This window comes from Aestuariivivens sediminis, assembly GCF_022662105.1.
Taxonomy (GTDB): domain Bacteria; phylum Bacteroidota; class Bacteroidia; order Flavobacteriales; family Flavobacteriaceae; genus Aestuariivivens; species Aestuariivivens sediminis.
Genome location: NZ_JAKMCP010000008.1, coordinates 1 through 16,912, shown reverse-complemented (window position 1 = coordinate 16,912; position 16,912 = coordinate 1). Strand labels below are relative to the sequence as shown.

At 39.3% G+C, this 16,912-nt stretch carries 18 protein-coding genes; 6 read left to right on the top strand and 12 right to left on the bottom strand.

Annotated features, from left to right (window positions below; translation table 11 throughout):
* Positions 1-38: 38 nt before the first annotated feature.
* The gene (locus MR054_RS15250) at positions 39-962 is read right to left on the bottom strand and encodes a dihydrodipicolinate synthase family protein (protein WP_242084440.1); all 924 of its coding nucleotides are present in this window, start codon (positions 960-962) and stop codon (positions 39-41) included.
* Positions 963-1,101: 139 nt separating this feature from the next.
* Between MR054_RS15250 and MR054_RS15245 the strand changes: the two genes are divergently transcribed.
* A complete protein-coding gene (locus MR054_RS15245; protein WP_242158666.1) occupies positions 1,102-1,947 on the top strand; it encodes an AraC family transcriptional regulator in 846 nt (281 codons plus the stop codon).
* 17 nt (positions 1,948-1,964) lie between these two features.
* Here the strand turns inward: MR054_RS15245 and MR054_RS15240 are convergent, their stop codons facing one another.
* From MR054_RS15240 to MR054_RS15220, 5 genes are all read right to left on the bottom strand, one after another.
* Positions 1,965-2,786, bottom strand: coding sequence for a DMT family transporter (locus MR054_RS15240; protein WP_338081536.1), 822 nt, complete (start codon positions 2,784-2,786; stop codon positions 1,965-1,967).
* Positions 2,787-2,794: 8 nt separating this feature from the next.
* Entirely contained in the window at positions 2,795-3,718 is a 924-nt protein-coding gene (locus MR054_RS15235) for an alpha/beta hydrolase (protein ID WP_242158665.1), read from the bottom strand.
* A gap of 421 nt (positions 3,719-4,139) precedes the next feature.
* Positions 4,140-5,183 carry a Gfo/Idh/MocA family oxidoreductase gene (locus MR054_RS15230; RefSeq protein WP_242158663.1) on the bottom strand — a complete coding sequence of 348 codons (1,044 nt, stop codon included), beginning with the start codon at positions 5,181-5,183 and terminating at the stop codon, positions 4,140-4,142.
* Positions 5,184-5,205: 22 nt separating this feature from the next.
* Positions 5,206-6,600 (bottom strand): Gfo/Idh/MocA family protein, encoded by a 1,395-nt coding sequence (locus MR054_RS15225; protein WP_242158661.1) that lies wholly within the window; start codon positions 6,598-6,600, stop codon positions 5,206-5,208.
* A gap of 38 nt (positions 6,601-6,638) precedes the next feature.
* A complete protein-coding gene (locus MR054_RS15220) occupies positions 6,639-7,121 on the bottom strand; it encodes a cupin domain-containing protein (protein ID WP_242158660.1) in 483 nt (160 codons plus the stop codon).
* A 338-nt stretch (positions 7,122-7,459) separates the two neighbouring features.
* On the opposite strand from MR054_RS15220, the gene MR054_RS15215 reads away from it, so the two are divergent.
* The 5 genes from MR054_RS15215 (at position 7,460) to MR054_RS15195 (ending at position 10,572) form a co-directional block, all read left to right on the top strand.
* On the top strand, positions 7,460-7,774 hold the full coding sequence (locus tag MR054_RS15215; protein ID WP_242158659.1) for a peptidase associated/transthyretin-like domain-containing protein: 315 nt from the start codon (positions 7,460-7,462) through the stop codon (positions 7,772-7,774).
* Positions 7,775-7,789: 15 nt separating this feature from the next.
* Entirely contained in the window at positions 7,790-8,806 is a 1,017-nt protein-coding gene (locus MR054_RS15210) for a DUF4861 family protein (protein ID WP_242158658.1), read from the top strand.
* Positions 8,807-8,914: 108 nt separating this feature from the next.
* Complete coding sequence (locus MR054_RS15205) at positions 8,915-9,094, top strand: hypothetical protein (RefSeq protein WP_242158657.1); 180 nt, start codon at positions 8,915-8,917, stop codon at positions 9,092-9,094.
* 79 nt (positions 9,095-9,173) lie between these two features.
* Positions 9,174-9,320 carry a hypothetical protein gene (locus tag MR054_RS15200; protein ID WP_242158656.1) on the top strand — a complete coding sequence of 49 codons (147 nt, stop codon included), beginning with the start codon at positions 9,174-9,176 and terminating at the stop codon, positions 9,318-9,320.
* 220 nt (positions 9,321-9,540) lie between these two features.
* Positions 9,541-10,572 (top strand): LacI family DNA-binding transcriptional regulator, encoded by a 1,032-nt coding sequence (locus MR054_RS15195; RefSeq protein WP_242158655.1) that lies wholly within the window; start codon positions 9,541-9,543, stop codon positions 10,570-10,572.
* 66 nt (positions 10,573-10,638) lie between these two features.
* On the opposite strand, the gene MR054_RS15190 is transcribed toward MR054_RS15195, so the two are convergent.
* The 6 genes from MR054_RS15190 to MR054_RS15165 form a co-directional block, all read right to left on the bottom strand.
* Positions 10,639-12,246 (bottom strand): UxaA family hydrolase, encoded by a 1,608-nt coding sequence (locus MR054_RS15190; RefSeq protein WP_242158653.1) that lies wholly within the window; start codon positions 12,244-12,246, stop codon positions 10,639-10,641.
* An 18-nt stretch (positions 12,247-12,264) separates the two neighbouring features.
* Entirely contained in the window at positions 12,265-13,716 is a 1,452-nt protein-coding gene (locus tag MR054_RS15185) for a tagaturonate reductase (protein ID WP_242158651.1), read from the bottom strand.
* 20 nt (positions 13,717-13,736) lie between these two features.
* Positions 13,737-15,032, bottom strand: a complete 1,296-nt coding sequence (locus MR054_RS15180) for a TRAP transporter large permease (RefSeq protein ID WP_242082411.1) — start codon at positions 15,030-15,032, stop codon at positions 13,737-13,739.
* Between the two features lie 2 nt (positions 15,033-15,034).
* Complete coding sequence (locus MR054_RS15175) at positions 15,035-15,496, bottom strand: TRAP transporter small permease (RefSeq protein WP_242158649.1); 462 nt, start codon at positions 15,494-15,496, stop codon at positions 15,035-15,037.
* A 1-nt stretch (position 15,497) separates the two neighbouring features.
* A complete protein-coding gene (locus MR054_RS15170) occupies positions 15,498-16,478 on the bottom strand; it encodes a TRAP transporter substrate-binding protein (RefSeq protein WP_242158648.1) in 981 nt (326 codons plus the stop codon).
* Positions 16,479-16,487: 9 nt separating this feature from the next.
* A partial coding sequence (locus MR054_RS15165) for a beta/alpha barrel domain-containing protein (protein WP_476774950.1) occupies positions 16,488-16,912 on the bottom strand: 425 nt, incomplete at its 5' end.

Below are 16,912 nucleotides of genomic sequence, written 5' to 3'. Positions count from 1 at the left end.
ACGTATCTCAAGCCAGAACCTGCAAGGCTAGTAAATCCCTAATGTGTTAAATTTTTGTATTCTGGCAGCTCTGGTCTAACGGCCAAGGCATCCATGATTATTTTCTCTATGCGTATACGCTCCTCACCAGACAGCACGAGTCTCGGTGCCCGCACATACTCTGCTCCGATTCCGGTATGTACCGAAGCCAATTTGATATACTGTACTAATTTAGGGCTTATATCTAATTCCAGCAACGGCATAAACCATCGGTAAATTTTTAAGGCTTCTTTTATTTTACCTGCTTTTTGTAATTCGTAAATGGCAACCGTCTCAGCCGGGAAAGCATCAACCAATCCCGCTACCCATCCATCGGCACCAATTAATAGGCTTTCTAAAGCCAAGGTATCCACGCCTGTCATGATGGCCATTCTATCCCCAAAGCGATTCTTTATTCTCGTAATATTGGTGGTATCCCTGGTGGATTCTTTAACGGCCTGAATATTTGGGCAGGCCTTCAAGAGTTTATCAAACATATCCAAGGTTACTTCAATTTTGTAATCAATGGGGTTATTATAGATCATTATGGGCAATGGTGTGCTGTTTGCCACAGCCATAAAATAGGCTATCACCTCCTCATCGCTTGCCTTATATCGCATGGGAGGCAACATCATTAAACCCGAAGCGCCATCTTCCTCGGCTGTTTTTGCCAATTGAATGGCTCCTTTGGTCGTTTGCTCGGCTATATTCATCAGAACGGGAATTCTACCTTCCACTAAGGCCACCGTTTCCCTGGTAAGAATGCGCCTTTCATCATTAGTAAGTGTACTGGCCTCACCAAGTGTGCCTCCTAAAACAATACCGTGAACTCCCGCTTTTAATTGGGCTTCAATATTTAATTTAAATAAACTTAAATCCAATTCATCATCAGCCGTGAACTGGGTCGTAATTGCAGGCATAACACCCTTCCAAACCATACGCATCATTATATATTTTTGATGGTATAAAATTACTTGTTAATACGCCTTGTCTGTAATGCATTATTATCCATTTTTAATATTATATTATCCAAATAAATATATATATTTAATATTTTGAATATTATTTAACTACATTTATGCTATGAAAGTATTGCCCTTTAAAATCCCTAAACCCAAAGAACATACTATTCTGTTTCAGGAAGACCATGACCTTGCGTTTTATGATAAGCTGCATCAGCACGAGGAAATTCAGATAAGTTTGATTGTTGAGGGGGAAGGGACCTTAATTGTAGGTGATACGGTTAATGATTATAGAAAAGGAGATGTGGTTATTATAGGCAGTAACATCCCCCATGTTTTTAAAAGTGACATCGCAGCGTCCAGTACCTCACATATGCTCAGCTTATTTTTTACAAGTTTATCATTTGGCGACCAATTTTTTAATTTGGATGAATTAAAGGAGGTGGCCCCTTTTTTTAAGCGTTCCAAACAAGGGTTTCGGCTAACCAGTAATAAAAGGGCGATCTATAATTTGTTAACGAATTTGAACAAAAACTCAAAGCTCGATATGCTCATAACCTTATTACTCGTCCTAAAATTAAGCGCCAAAGCAAGTTATACGAGTTTATCGTCCTATATATATGATAAAAAGTTTTCCAATAATGAAGGTGAACGCTTTCGCAATGTTTTTGAATATACCATGTCCCATTATACAGGAAACATTTCATTAGAAACCATAGCTTCGGTAGCCAATATGACCAAAAATGCCTTTTGTAAATATTTTAAAAAACGAACCCGTAAAACCTACTTTGCATTTTTAACCGAGTTGCGTATAGAGAACGCCTGTAAACTTTTAGCAAAAAACAAAGAACTCCAAATTTCTGAAATCGCCGAAATCTGTGGGTATGACAATATTTCAAATTTTAACCGGCAATTTAAAAGATTAAAACAACAAGCGCCATCCCATTACAGAGCGCAATATTTTTAATGCTATCAAATCAATAATTAATATTTTGAATTCAAAATAAGACTGGCACATATTAATGCAATACCGACAAGGCTCAGAAAGCTATACTGTTCTGCAAACAAAATGACACCTGCAATCATAGTGAATACCACTTCGATATATTTTAAGGGTGCAACAAAACCCGTTTTAGAACCCTGTAACGCTTTGGTCATGTAAATTTGACCAAAGAATCCAAACACCCCTAAACTCAATAGTACCAACCATTCAAAACCGACGGGGGATTGCCAATACGAGACACATAAAAGACCACTAATGATACATGAGATTAACATAAAGTAATTTACAATGACCATCGGGTGGTCATGGTTTCCAATTTGTCTTATAATAACAAAAACCCACCCCGTTAATATCGCCGAAGCCATTGCCATTAAAAATCCGAGACCAAAGCTCTGAAATTCAAACCCTTTTAATGCAACCACACCAACAAACGCTAAAGAAAAATAGAGCCATTGCACGGGTCGGATGTATTCTTTTAAGATGAATACGGCAAAAAATGCTGCAAAAATTGGTGCCAAATAGCGAATTGAAATTGCCGTTCCGGTAGGCAGCAACTGCAGCGCACTAAAAAACAAGGCCATGGCAATAAAACCAAATACACTTCTTAGCATCAGTAATTTTACTTTATTACCGATAAAAGAAATCCTTCTTTTAATCAGGAAGGGAAACGTAAAACACAATGACCCCAATGCCCTGAAAAACACAATTTGATAAACATTAAACGCGCTTAGATATTTGACCCCTACATTTAGCACCGCAAATGCCAATGCGCTAATTATCATAAATTCTACCGCCTTTCTCAAATACGTTGCTATTTAATAATCCATTTGTGGTATGCTAACCAATATTCCAGGGATTTCGTCCAAAATTGGTCAGTCCCAGCTCTGCCAAGACCAAATCCATGCCCCCCGTTTTCATAGATATGCAGTTCCACGGGTACATTATGCTTTTTTAAAGCCTCATAATACGTTAAACTATTTTGAACAGGAACAGAAGTGTCATTTGAGGCGTGAATTAAAAACGTAGGAGGGGTCAAGGCATGAACTTGATTTTCCATAGAGAAAATCCCAACCATATCATTGGACGCAGATTCTCCTAATAGATTTGCTTTCGATCCCTGATGTGCTATAGGGTCCTGCATTGAAATTACCGGATAGACCAATATTGAAAAGTCAGGCCTTGCGGAAATGGAATCCTGTATTTGATAAACCTTATCATTAAATCGGTTAGACAGTGTTGCCGCTAAATGTCCCCCGGCAGAAAAACCGATTACACCAATTCTATTCGGGTGTAATTGCCACTCCATTGCATGACGCCTTACGTATCTTATGGCCCTCTGAGCATCCTGTAAGGGTCCCATGCACTTGTTCACCATAATTTCATTGCTCGGCAATCTATACTTAAGAACAAAGGCAGTAATTCCTAAAGAATTTAGCCATTTTGCGACTTTCGTGCCTTCCTTATGTATGGCTAAGTGGCGGTAACCCCCACCAGGACAAATAATTACGGAGGTCCCGTTAGGCTTTTCAGGAAAAAACACAGATAAGGTTGGGGTAACCACCTTTTTGATCCTGTGAATTTCCCCCTTTTCTATCTGTAATTCTTCTTTATAGTTTTTAGTTGGTATGGCACCGGGTATACTATCCTTCCAAATTGGAATAACCTTATCCTGTGCTTCTATGTTACCCCATAAAAGTGCATATATCAGAAGAGTGGCCCAAAATTTTATTTTCATATTTTCCTATTCAACACTACTGGGAACCCCTTGTCTTTCACCAATAAACACCTTATTAAATCGAATGTTCTTAGTGTTGGTTAAAGTCATTCCGTTTTTTGCTGATTTTATATTTTAATTATCGATAATACATTTTCAACTTCACATTCGGGGTACCCTTCCAGGACAACTGCGGCATTTGAAACCTCATCAAAATGCACTCTTGAAATCGTAATATCGGAAATTTTTGATGGCTATTTACCGCTTCCCCCTCCGTAATAATAACGTTAGGTTCAAAAAGTGCTCATTTAAACGTTTCTTTAGTCCAATTTTGCCAACCTTCTGGTTTAACTATAATTTAACTTCTAAATGTAATACTTATCCAAAACCTGCGCTTCCAAGGTAAAAGAGAGCGCCAAGAGGATTAATATCAAATAAGGCTTCATATATTGACAATCCTTTTATCTAAATGACTTCGTATCGACGCCTGTATAATTTTTATGACATTCATGGCCTCCAATCCCGAAACCGGCAATGTCGCGTCATTTCTAATGGCTTCATAAATGCCATCATAATAAGCCATATAATTTCCTTGTTCGGAATTGATATCAACCTTTTTGGATTCTCCATTGTCAACAATATGTAACACCCCTTTTTCAGAATCCGGTTCGATGCCCCAATTCTTACCATTGGGGCTTATATTTTTTTGAAGATCATGTTCCTGTATATCTGATCTTGACTTTATAAAAGAGCCTTTAGTCCCATGGACAACATACGCCGGCATAGGCTCACGTACAAAATAACTGGATTTTAAACTCACATAATGCGATGGGTAAAATAATGTGATATCGAAGTAATCGTCAACTTTCGAGTCTTTTCTAAGGGTATCAATAATGGCAAAGACCCGTTCGGGCATTCCAAATAAACATAAGGCCTGGTCTATAATATGTGACCCCAGGTCATAAATGTTTCCAACCCCTTCACTGGGTATTTCTTTATGCTTTTTATCGCTGAGATTTGGATAAAACCTATCATAATGAAATTCAGCTTCAATAATATCCCCCAATACCCCCGTGCTCACGATGTTTTTTATGGTTTTAAAATCGCTGTCCCATCTTCTGTTATGATACACAGAAAGTTTGACGCTGTGTTTCTCAGCCAAATCAATTAATTCCTGAGCCTCATGTTCAACTGCCGTAAAAGGCTTTTCGATGATGACGTGCTTTCCGGCAAGAATGACTTTTTTAGCGAATTCATAATGGGTAATATTTGGGGTATTTACAATAACCAATTCAACGTGACGGTCTTCAAGAAGTTCTTCAAGACTCCTGTAAGTTAGCACATTTGGATACTTTGCCTGAGCCAAGTTCCTGGTCCGTTCAAGTACACCGTGGAGCTTGAATTTGGGATTGACCTCAATAAATGGTGCATGAAAAACACGTCCACTCATCCCAAAAGAACATAATGCTGTGCTTATAGATTTCATAAAATTTTAGTAATCATCACTCTTACTTTCTATTAACTGTTGGTGTGATGTCCGTCAATGCTTCTATTTTTACAGGTTTACCGGATTCTATACTTTTTCTGGCGGCAATTCCAATTATTGCTGACATGACACCATCCCTGCTACCGGCAGCTCTGCCATATTCGTCGTCGACTTCGGGAGATTTAAAAATTTTATCGTGTAACCGTTTATCCCCGCCACCATGTCCTGCTTTTTGGAAAGGGACTTGAACGGTATCAAAATCATTCCACAGTTTATGCACAATTATTTCTTCAAAATTGGCTTCTTCAATGGCTTGTTGCTCCATTTCTCTGGCATGCATTTCCGCTTGATCAATCCTCGTTTTTTGATTATATGGTATATCCAGTGAAGCCTCTATCCTGCCCTCCGTACCATTAAACGCAATACGCCAACCCTCAAAAGGCGAATAGGTTGTAAGCGAATAATTAACGGTAACATTATTGGCATACTTAATTTGGGCAGACATTTTATCATAAATATCTATTTCCTCCCTAAAAAGACAATTATCCCTAATGTAACCATCATATGTTTCGTTAGCGACATATAGATCCATCAGGCGTTGGTCTTTAGTGATATCGAAATGATAATCACAATTGCTTTTGTGTTCGCAAGTTCTACATCGATCTCCTCTAAATGGACCATTCTTACCATAGTGTTCCAAACTTCCGTAGGCAAAAACCTCTGAGGGATCTGAATCTAGCCACCAGTTTAAGAGATCAAAATGATGGGTTGCCTTATGCACCCAAAGGGACCCCCCTTTATCTTTTAGTCCATGCCACCGTCTGAAATACGATGCGCCATGGTAGGTATTCAAATACCAATGAAAATCTACCGATGTAACTTTTCCAATAGTTTGGTTCATTAAAAGCGCCTTAATTTTAGTGTTGTAAGGGCTCCATCTGTAATTAAAGCCTACAATAAGGTTTTTTCCCGATTTTCTTTCGGCTGTTAAGATTTCTTGAGCCTTAAATTCATCTGTAGTTAGCGGTTTTTCCGTAAGCACATCACAGCCAATTTCTAATCCTTTTATTATAAACCTATGATGCGTTACATCTGTAGTTGTGACAATTAATAAATCAGGTTTTGTCTTTTTCAACATGGCATCAAAATCAACGAATATCGGACAACTCACACCAATATATGCTCTGGCATATTTTAATCTGCCCAGGTTAATGTCGCATAATCCAACAAACTCCAAAATATCTGAATATGCATCAACAAGGCGTTTCCCCCAAAAGCTTGTGCCCCTTATACCTGTCCCTACTAAGGCAATTCTGAGTTTTTTTGAATTGTTAAAACTAAAGGAACTAAGAGGAAAAGCACTGTAGGCTGCTAACATACTTATTGAGGCTAAAAAATTTCTTCTCGATGTGTCCATATTTTAATAATTTAATCCAGTCTTCATAGTGAGGCTAATCATTCCAAAATGTATTTTTTTATGACCAGATATTTAAGTTCTGTGACACCGACATTCTTTATCCCATGTTCATATCCCGATGGACAATACAAACTTGTATATGGTCCTACTATTTTTGTATCACCGTTTAAATAGAATGCCGCGGTCCCTTCCAATACGAAAAAGAATTCATCTTCATAATGAATGTGTGGTGCATGGGTTGCTTTTCCGGGTTCTACAACGCTTAGCTTTAAAGTTCTTCCATCGATAAACGATTTATTTACAAACCAATATTGGTATCCCACTTTAGTTTTTACAGTATCACTAAAATTAATCTGATTTACACAATTTTCAATGTTATATTTCAATGTCGTATTGATGGATGCCTCTTTTTTCTGAGCATGACTGCTATAGAAACTACCCATAAACAAAAGACCAAATATAACCGTAATCATTTTAAAAGTAAAACGATCTCTACCCAGCATAAAATAAATACGTTTCATATATTATAGGATTAAGTGAAATTGTAATACTATAAGGCAATCGATTGTAAATATATAAAACCTGACCTCAATTTTAATGGTATAGATCAAAATACTTTTACAGCTCCCGGAATGTCAAAAAACAATAAAATAACCCCTAATGATCATAAATAGTTGATTTCAATTATTTTAAACTATTCTTTCATCCGCAAGTCCAATTTTATCAAAATAGAAACAAACGCAAAAACCTCTAAATTATTTGTTTGTATTAAAAAATAATATATCTTTGTGTAATCGATTACATTTTTATTTTCAAATGAAATCAAGGACAGGCTTTTAGACTCACTCAAACTAATTCTATGACAACCAAATTAACACGTCGTTTGCACTGTTCTTTAAAAGCTATTGACAAAACGTTTTCTTTTAAACGCCAAAAGAAGGATTACATGGTTTTGTTCTTGAGCATTATGTTTCTCTGCAATGCTTATAATGCATTTGCTCAAACCAAAACGATTAGTGGAACGGATACCGATGCCACGGTAGGGGACCCTTTACCAGGCGTTACTATTTTGGCAAATGACACCATTGAAGGTACTTCAACCAATGTTATTAAAAAGGACATGTCAGTAGAAAAATTCAAACCATTCAAATTAAAACACATCAATAAACGGTAAACTAATTAATTAATCATGAAAAATTTTGTGCTAGTATTACTTCTTATATCTTGTCTTATCTCATGTAAAGAAAAGCAAACGGACCCCCCGACTCCAATGGGAACTGAAGAAAGTTCTGTCGAATTACCACTTAAAAAAGCCTATGCTGAGATTTCTATTGCACAAGGTGGAGAATGGATTGACGGTTCAAGAGGGCATAAGGAATATAGTGCAGGCACTTCATTTATAAATATGGATTCCATTCATGTTCCTAAAGAACATACCGACCATTCTTGGTTTATTCGCTATGAAGGTCCCGGATGGGAAAATAACCAGGTTGGGTATCGTTTGTATCTGGACTGGAGAAATGCCATTGATATTTTTGGAAAAAAAGTAGATACTCTGGTGTTACCTTTTATTGGACAGGATGGATTTGATTCGTACCATGAACCCGCCAACTGGGGGCAGGATATTTTGAAAGCAGGAAAATCTATGGGTTTGGGAGGCTTTGGTCGCGTAGTTGCAGACACTACAGTACATTTTCAAAATGTAGAACACACCTTTGCCAAAATTGATAATGCTGAAAATAGTGCTTCAGTCATGGTATCCTATAAAGGTTGGCAATCCGGGAGCGAGCGTATTGATCTAAAATCAAAATTAACGATCTTCACTTCAGACCGCCATACCAAAGTGGAATTAATCCCTTCAAAGAAAATCAAGGGACTCTGTACGGGCATAGTAGACCATGATGTTGCTTTTCATAAAAAAGAAGGAGAAAAATGGGCTTACATAGCAACCTATGGTAAGCAGACCTTAACAAGTCCGCCGGACCATTTAGGTATGGCCCTCTTCTATAAATTAGACGAAGTAGCCGAGCAAAAAAAGGGAGACTATGATCATTTGGTTATTTTTAATCCTACTACGGCACCCATTACCTATTATTTTTTAGGGGCCTGGGAACAGGAACCAAACGGTATTAAAAACGAAGACGACTTCCTTAAAGATATCAATAGCAAACTACGGGCTTTGGATAAAACCAATTCAATACTTTAAAACAGCAATGAAAGCTACTGGGCCTTTAAAAATGGTATTTTAAATGATGGCCGTATCGGTGCAAGTGATGGTAATGGATTTAAAACAGGCGGCAGTGATGATAACTTATTGAAACACCATGCCACATATAAGAATTGTGTGGTCTCTGGTCATGTAGTTGACGGTTTTGATCACAACAGTAATCGGGGAGACATCACCCTGTATAACTGCTCGGCCCATGACAATGGGAGAAACATTAGTTTTGGCAGTTCAAACATTGCCAATGCCTTAACCATAAAATATCGTTAGCCTTTCGGGCTATAATAATGACAGGATTAATGACACAACCACAGACATAACCAACATCAGCTGGCACAAGGGGTTGTCTGTGGATGCATCAGCCTTTGTAAGTCTTAGTATTGATTTACTAAGTGGTCCAAGACAGGCTGACGGCAGCTTACCGGACATTGATTTTATGAAACTGACGGCAGGAAGTGATCTTATTGATGCGGGAATAGATGTGGGTTTACCCTAAACCGGAGCCACCCCTGATTTGGGTGCTTTTGAAAATAAGTGAATATAACACATGGGTAACAGGACAAAAAGGAAGGTCCCATGGCAACCTTCCTTTTTACAGTACCGAATACCAATAGGGTTTTAAAATTAGAATCTATTTTAGTTTTAAATTTTTACGCCAGTGTAATTGTTAATTGAGGTTTTATGCCATATTTTTAGAATTTATTCATACCTAATTCATGGGAAAAAAAACAACCATATATGATATTGCGAAAGCGCTAAACATAACTGCTGCAACAGTTTCCAGAGCCCTGAACAACAACCCTAAGATAAGTCAGGACACAAGAAATCTTGTATTAGAAACGGCTTTAAAAATGAATTATGAGCAAAACAAATTGGCCCTGGCCCTTAAAAGTGGCCGAAGTTATAACGTGGGTGTGATTGTGCCTCGTGTGGACATCAATTTTTTTGGTTCGGTCATTCGGGGTATTGAAGAAGAATTGAACCAATACGGATATCATGTCATCATTTGTCAAACCCATGAAGACCCCATAAAGGAAAATGAAAATATAGATACCTTATTGAATGCTCAAGTTGATGGAATATTAATATCCACGACTTCTAAATCTACGGGGCTGAACTCAACAATAGAGCCATTCAACAACATCCTAAAGAAAAACATCCCTTTGGTTTTTTTTGATCGTAGAAAAGAAATGAAAGGGGTTAGCTCGGTGGTCATTAATGATTTTGAAGGCGCCTATAAGGCGACCATGCATTTAATTGAACAAGGTTGTAAAAGAATTGCCCATTTCTCGGGTGATTTTGAATTGGAGATATACAAGGATCGGTATTTGGGTTATAAACAAGCCCTTATTGATTCTGGCATTCCCGTAAATGAGGATTATGTCTTTAGAGCTAAGAGTAGTCTCGAAGAAGGAAGCAGAGTGGTGAAGGACCTTCTGAAGTTAAACCCTCCACCTGATGCCATCTTTTCTTCGAGCGACTTTGCTGCTTTGGGTGCCATTCAAGAGTTAAAAAAACACCATAAAAAAATTCCGGAAGACTTTTGCGTGGTAGGTTTTAGTAATGAACCCTTCACACAGTTCATGGAACTGCCTATCTCCACTGTAGACCAATCCCCATTGGAAATGGGACAAATGGCCGCCAAAGTATTTTTGGAACAAACCCAACACGACCGTAACATTAAAATGGAAAAAAAGGTGATCTTGGAACCTAAGTTAATTATAAGGAAATCGTCCTTAAAAAATTAATGTAGCTTAACTCCAAACATTACTTAACCAAGTTTATCGGCATACCAGTAATACCCTATAGCTCGTTTAGAGGGACACCCCTCTTTTCCAGGGAATGAAATCATTTTGATCTAATAGTCTGGCTTTGGTTTTTACCTTGCCACTGGCAACCTCAATAATGAATTCAAGCAATTCATCGGCCATATCGTCTATAGATTTCTCGCCCCATATAATCGCCCCGGTATCAAAATCAATGATATCGGGCATTCTGGCCGCGAGTTCGCTATTTGATGACACTTTAATGATTGGAGCAATGGGATTTCCCGTAGGGGTACCAAGGCCTGTTGTAAACAGAACAATATTGGCTCCAGATCCTACCATCGCGGTGGTGCTTTCCACATCATTTCCGGGCGTACATAACAGATTTAATCCCGGATTAACCATATATTCGCCATAATCCAACACATCCTGAATGGGCGAAGTCCCCCCTTTTTTGGCAGCACCGGCCGATTTCATGGCATCTGTTATCAGGCCGTCCTTAATATTTCCGGGAGACGGATTCATATCAAAACCGGAACCTGCGTCTATAACAGATTTTTCATAGGCTTTCATTAAATTTAAGAATTTCACCGCTTTTTCTTCCGCTACGCATCGGTTCACCAACTCCTGTTCTACACCACAAAGTTCAGGGAATTCAGCCAAAACTGCCGTTCCATTTAAGGCCGCCAATTTATCTGAAACCGCACCCAGGGTTGGATTTGCCGAAATTCCCGAAAATCCATCCGATCCGCCACATTCCAAACCTACTTTTAATTTGGATAAGGGTGCAGGCTTACGTTCAATAGCATTGGCTTCTTTTATCGCCTCAAAAGATTCCTTAATGACCACCGATAACATGTGGTCCACCGTGCCCATTTGTTGTTGTTCAAAGATCAAAACAGGCTTTTGGATATCCGGATTTAAAGCACTTAAGGCCTCTTTAAAAACACATATCTGCAGGTTTTGACAGCCTAAACTTAACACAGTCGCCCCGGCAACATTGGGATTATTTACATAGCCCGCCAATAATTTTGCCAAACTTTCCGAATCTTGACGAATCCCGCCACAGCCACCGGGATGCGTAATGAATTTTACTTCAATATTATTGAATACGTCCGATGATTTTGCGGAATTCTCAACGGCAGTATCTCCACTGACCAAAGTACGCAGTAATAACTGGTGAGGGTTTTCCTTTTTCTTTAAAAGTTCTTTTTCAAAAACGTCTTTTAAGATCTCAATATTTCTGTTTTCACAAAATACCAAAGGAAAAAACAGCCATATATTTTCAGTTCCTACCTGACCATCCTTTCTATGATACCCTAAAAACGTTCTGTTTTTCCATTTTTCTACAGGTGGTGCCGTCCATTCTATGGTTTCCGTTTTATGAGTAACCTGTGCACTTTCATGTGTCACATTGGTGGTAGTAAGAACATCGCCTTTTAAAATGGCGGTATTGGCTTTACCCACCAAAACCCCGTACATCACAATCTTATCCCCTTTTTGAAAGGGTTCCAAAGCAATTTTATGCTTGGCCTTCACATTTGAAATCACAGTGATATCTTGATTATCAAGCGAAACAACTTCACCTGCCTCTAAGTTGATCAAAGCCACAGCCACATTATCTTTTGCATGTACTTTTATTAATTTCTTTTGCATGTCATGTTTGATTTTAAATCAATATTTTTCTTTAAAATGCGCTAACCCCTGTTCAATACCGTGGGTTTCTATCTGCTCCAAAGCCAAGGTCACAGCTTCCACCAGAGCATGCACCTCGGTCAAATCCCTGTCCCAAAATGCCGCATTTTGTAAGGCTAATACCGCGACTTGCTGTAAACGGTCTGCTTTCCAAATGGTTTGAAAGGCCTCAATTACCGAATCACTATCTTGTACAGGCAATGCTTTACCTTGCCAGGTTCCCTTATAAAATCTGATAAGGCAGGCGAGTCCAAAGGTTAAATAGGTTGGTAATTTGTTATTTTTGGCCACAAACTCCAGTAAACTGGGAAGCACCCGAACTTTATATTTTGAAATGGAATTTAGTGCAATGTCCGCTAACCTGTGCTTAATAAAAGGATTTCTAAACCGATCCAACACGTCTTTTGCAAAACTATCCAATTCCTCCCTCTCCATAGGAAGGGTATCGTTAATCTCATTAAAAATGACCTGGTTCACAAATTCACCGGTGAATGGATTGTCAATGGATTCTTGAACGGTTTCATTACCGTAAAGCAATGAAAACGGTACCATTGTAGTGTGGGCCCCATTTAATATTCTCACCTTTCGTGTACGATAGGGCTGCATATCCTTAACAATCTTTACATCCAGGTTTGTTTTATGGAAGGGCAGTTTTTCTTTTAATGCCTCATCGCCTTCAATAACCCAAAGTAAAAAGGGTTCGGCGGTAACAATTAATTGGTCATGATAGGGTAACTGAGCGTTGTGGGCCTCTATATCATCCTTTGGATATCCCGGTACAATACGGTCTACCAGGGTACTGTGAAAGGAACAACTTGCATATATCCAATCCAAAAAGGCCTTGTCCAAATGCCATAACGTAATATATTTATGAATAATATCCCTTAGGGTTTCGGAATTATAATTAATCAGTTCACAAGGAATGATGATCAATCCCTTATTCATATCCCCATTGAAATATTGAAACCGTTCATATAATAACCGGGTTAGTTTTGCCGGAAATGAATTGGGCGGGGTCATGTTTAAAGTATCACTGTCAACAAAGGAGATTCCTGCTTCGGTCGTATTTGAGATGACAAACTGTAGCGCTTCCTCTTTGGCTAAAGCAAGATATTGATCAAAATCCTTGTAAGGATCAATCCCCTTTACAATAGTGGTAATTAATTCCTTGTGTTGAATCGCTTCACCATTTTGAATGCCTTTTAAAAACAAGGTATACAGACCATCTTGTTCATTAAGCAGATGCACCATGCCCCTATCGATAGGTTGCACAACGGCTATACCCGCATTAAAATTTGCGTTTGTATTCAATTGTTGTATCGCATAATCTACAAAGGCTCTTAAAAAGTTGCCCTCCCCAAACTGCACAATTTTAATTGGCCATTTATCCTCGAGTCCGAGATTAACCCGATTTAGTTTATGTTTTGTCATTATTGACATCTGAAACTATATTATAAGTTGAACAATCGTGGCAGCCAAAGTGAAAGTTCCGGGAAGTACGTCACCAAAAACAGCGCCACTACCATGGCTAAAAATAATGGGATTAAGGGTTTCAACACCTTTTGAATGGTAGTCTGAGCCACACCAACACCAACAAAGAGGACGGAGCCCACGGGCGGGGTACATAATCCAATACATAAATTAAGGACCATAATGATTCCAAAATGAACCGGATCCATCCCCATATCCACCACTACCGGTAAAAATATTGGCGTAAAAATAAGTACAGCCGGAGTCATATCCATAAAGATCCCCACGAACAGCAACAACAGATTTATGATCAGCAGGATTATTATGCTATTATCACTTATGGCCAATAAGGTGGAACTTATGTCCTGGGGAATATTTTCATAAGACATGACCCATGACATACTCATGGATGCCCCGATTAAGAGCATCACTATAGCTGTAGTAGCCGAGGAATCCAACAATATTGAGGGAAGTGACTTTATGGTTATCTCCTTATAGACAAACCCTAAAACCAAGGTGTACAATACGGCGATCGCCGAGGCCTCTGTTGCCGTAAAAATGCCCGTAACGATACCTCCAATGACCACAACCAACAAAAACAAGCTGGGAACAGCATCAATAAACGTTTTAATAACATCTTTTAATGCGCTTCTTTTACCTAACTTATATTTTTTCTTTTTTGCCCAAAAAGAAGCAACGATCATTAAAAATAGTCCCGTTAAAATACCAGGAATGTATCCTGCCAGAAATAATGCTGCAATAGAAACCCCTCCGCTGGCCAATGAGTAAACAATTAAAATATTACTAGGTGGTATAACCAGTCCGGTTGTGGCAGAGGTAATATTTACGGCCGCACCAAATTCTTTTGAATAGCCCTCCTTTTCCATTTCAGGGCCTAAAATACTCCCCATGGCCGAAGCCGAGGCCATAGCCGATCCTGCAATGGCTCCCATGAGCATGGCACCAATGACGTTTATTAAGGCCAATCCGCCCGGTAAGGATCCCACCAGGGTTTTTGCAAAGGCTATTAACCGATGTGCAATCCCCCCCTTGTTCATAAGTTGTCCCGATAGAATAAAAAACGGAATGGCCAACAGGGCAAAACTATCCAGACCCGTTCCCATACGTTGTGAAACCGTTGTGAACGCCGGCATTATGGGTATGCTCACCAACATGGTTAACACCGATGAAATGGCAATACTCCATGCCACAGGCGTTCCAATGGAAAGCAAGGCAACAAAACTTATGACTAATACTAAAACAGGTAAATACTCCATAACTATTCCATATTTAAAATATCTGAAACTTTATAAAAAATAATCAGCAATCCACTTAAAGGAATAGCTAAATAAACAAGGGCTAAAGGTATTTGAAGTGCCGGGGACTGTTGGTCTAACACATAAGTGATATAAACCAATCTGCTCCCTCCAATGACCATGGCTAAAATGGCAAAAATGATAATGAGCACATATACTATGAATTTTAGCTTTCTTTGGGTTGCTGTGCCTGCCCTTTGAGGGAGGACATCAATCGCCACATGCATATTTCTTCCCGAAACATAGGCTGCCCCTAATATCCCTAACCAAATCATTAAATAGCGTGCCAGCTCATCTGTAAAGGAACTGGGGGTCCCCACTATAAATCTTGTAAAGACCTGCCACAGTACATTAATAACCATAACACTCATGATAATAATAAGGGTATTGCCCAAGAGTTTGTCTATTTTTTTTCTTAGTTCCATATTAGTTATAGTCTTTAATTCTTTCAATTAATTCGCGGATGTCCTCTTCCTGCTCATATAGGGAATAGACGGCTTCGACTTCCTTGGAAAAAAGCTCTTTGTCCGGTCTAATGACGGTTACCCCGGCTTTCTGCACTTCCTCAAGCGCTTCTTTTTCTGCCTCGGCCCATAATTTTCGTTGATAGACTACGGAGGCATCAACCGCTTGTTTTAACCATTGTTTTTCCTGTTCAGTAAGCCTGTTCCAAATATGAGTGCCAATGATCAACACATCGGGCAATACAGTGTGTTCGTCCAGGGCGTAATATTTACAGACTTCATAATGTCTTGACAAATAAAAGCTCGGTGGATTATTCTCCGCACCATCCACTACACCTTGTTGCAATGAGGTATACAGTTCGCCCCAGGATATCGGTGTTGGTGACCCTCCTAAACTTTTAACCATATCCATGGCCGTTACACTTTCCATGACCCTGATTTTTAATCCCTTTAAATCATCGGGGGTTCTAATCGGTTTATCTTTCGTGTAGAAACTTCTACTGCCGGCATCATAATAAGCCAAACCCTTGATCCAATATTGGATGCCTTCATCCAGAAGCTCTTGTCCAATAGCACCATCCAGCACCCGAAAGGAATGGGCCCTGTCCTTAAATAAATAGGGCAATCCAAAAACTTTCATATGCGGAGCAAAATTTTCCATAACTCCAACAGACACCTTGGTCATATCTAAGCTCCCGATCTGTAAAAGTTCAATACACTCCCGTTCTGTTCCAAGTTGCTGGCTTGGATAAATCTCCAATTGCATTTTACCTCCGGAGATTTTCACCAAATCTTCTCCCATTTTTACCATGGCTTTATGCACGGAATGATTAACATCCAACCCATGTGCCAGTTTAATGGTTCTTGATTTTTTAACCTGGGCACAGTTATACACCAGGCCAAACATACCTATGGCGAGAATTAGTCTCCGGAATACTTTCATATTTATGGTTTATTTTTTAATAGTTTTGATCAGGTCCAATACCGTCCTTACGGTTGCTTCCAGAGTTTTGAAATCCCTGTTGCTGATTATCGTCTTGGATATCAACTGGGACCCCATTCCCACACAGGTTACCCCTGCATCGAACCATCCTTTAAGGTTCTCTTCGGTGGGCGATACCCCTCCCGTGGGCATCATGCTGGTCCATGGTTGAGGGCCCTTGATGCCCTTTACAAACTGAGGACCATAGATATCCCCCGGGAATAATTTGACGATCTCACAGCCCAGTTCCTCGGCCCGGGCTATTTCCGTGAGGCTTCCACAACCCGGTGACCATAATACTTTCCTTCGGTTACAGGCTATGGCGATGTCCTCTCTCAGCACTGGCGTTACAACGAAATTGGCACCAAGCGCCATATACAGGCTGGCCTGGGCCG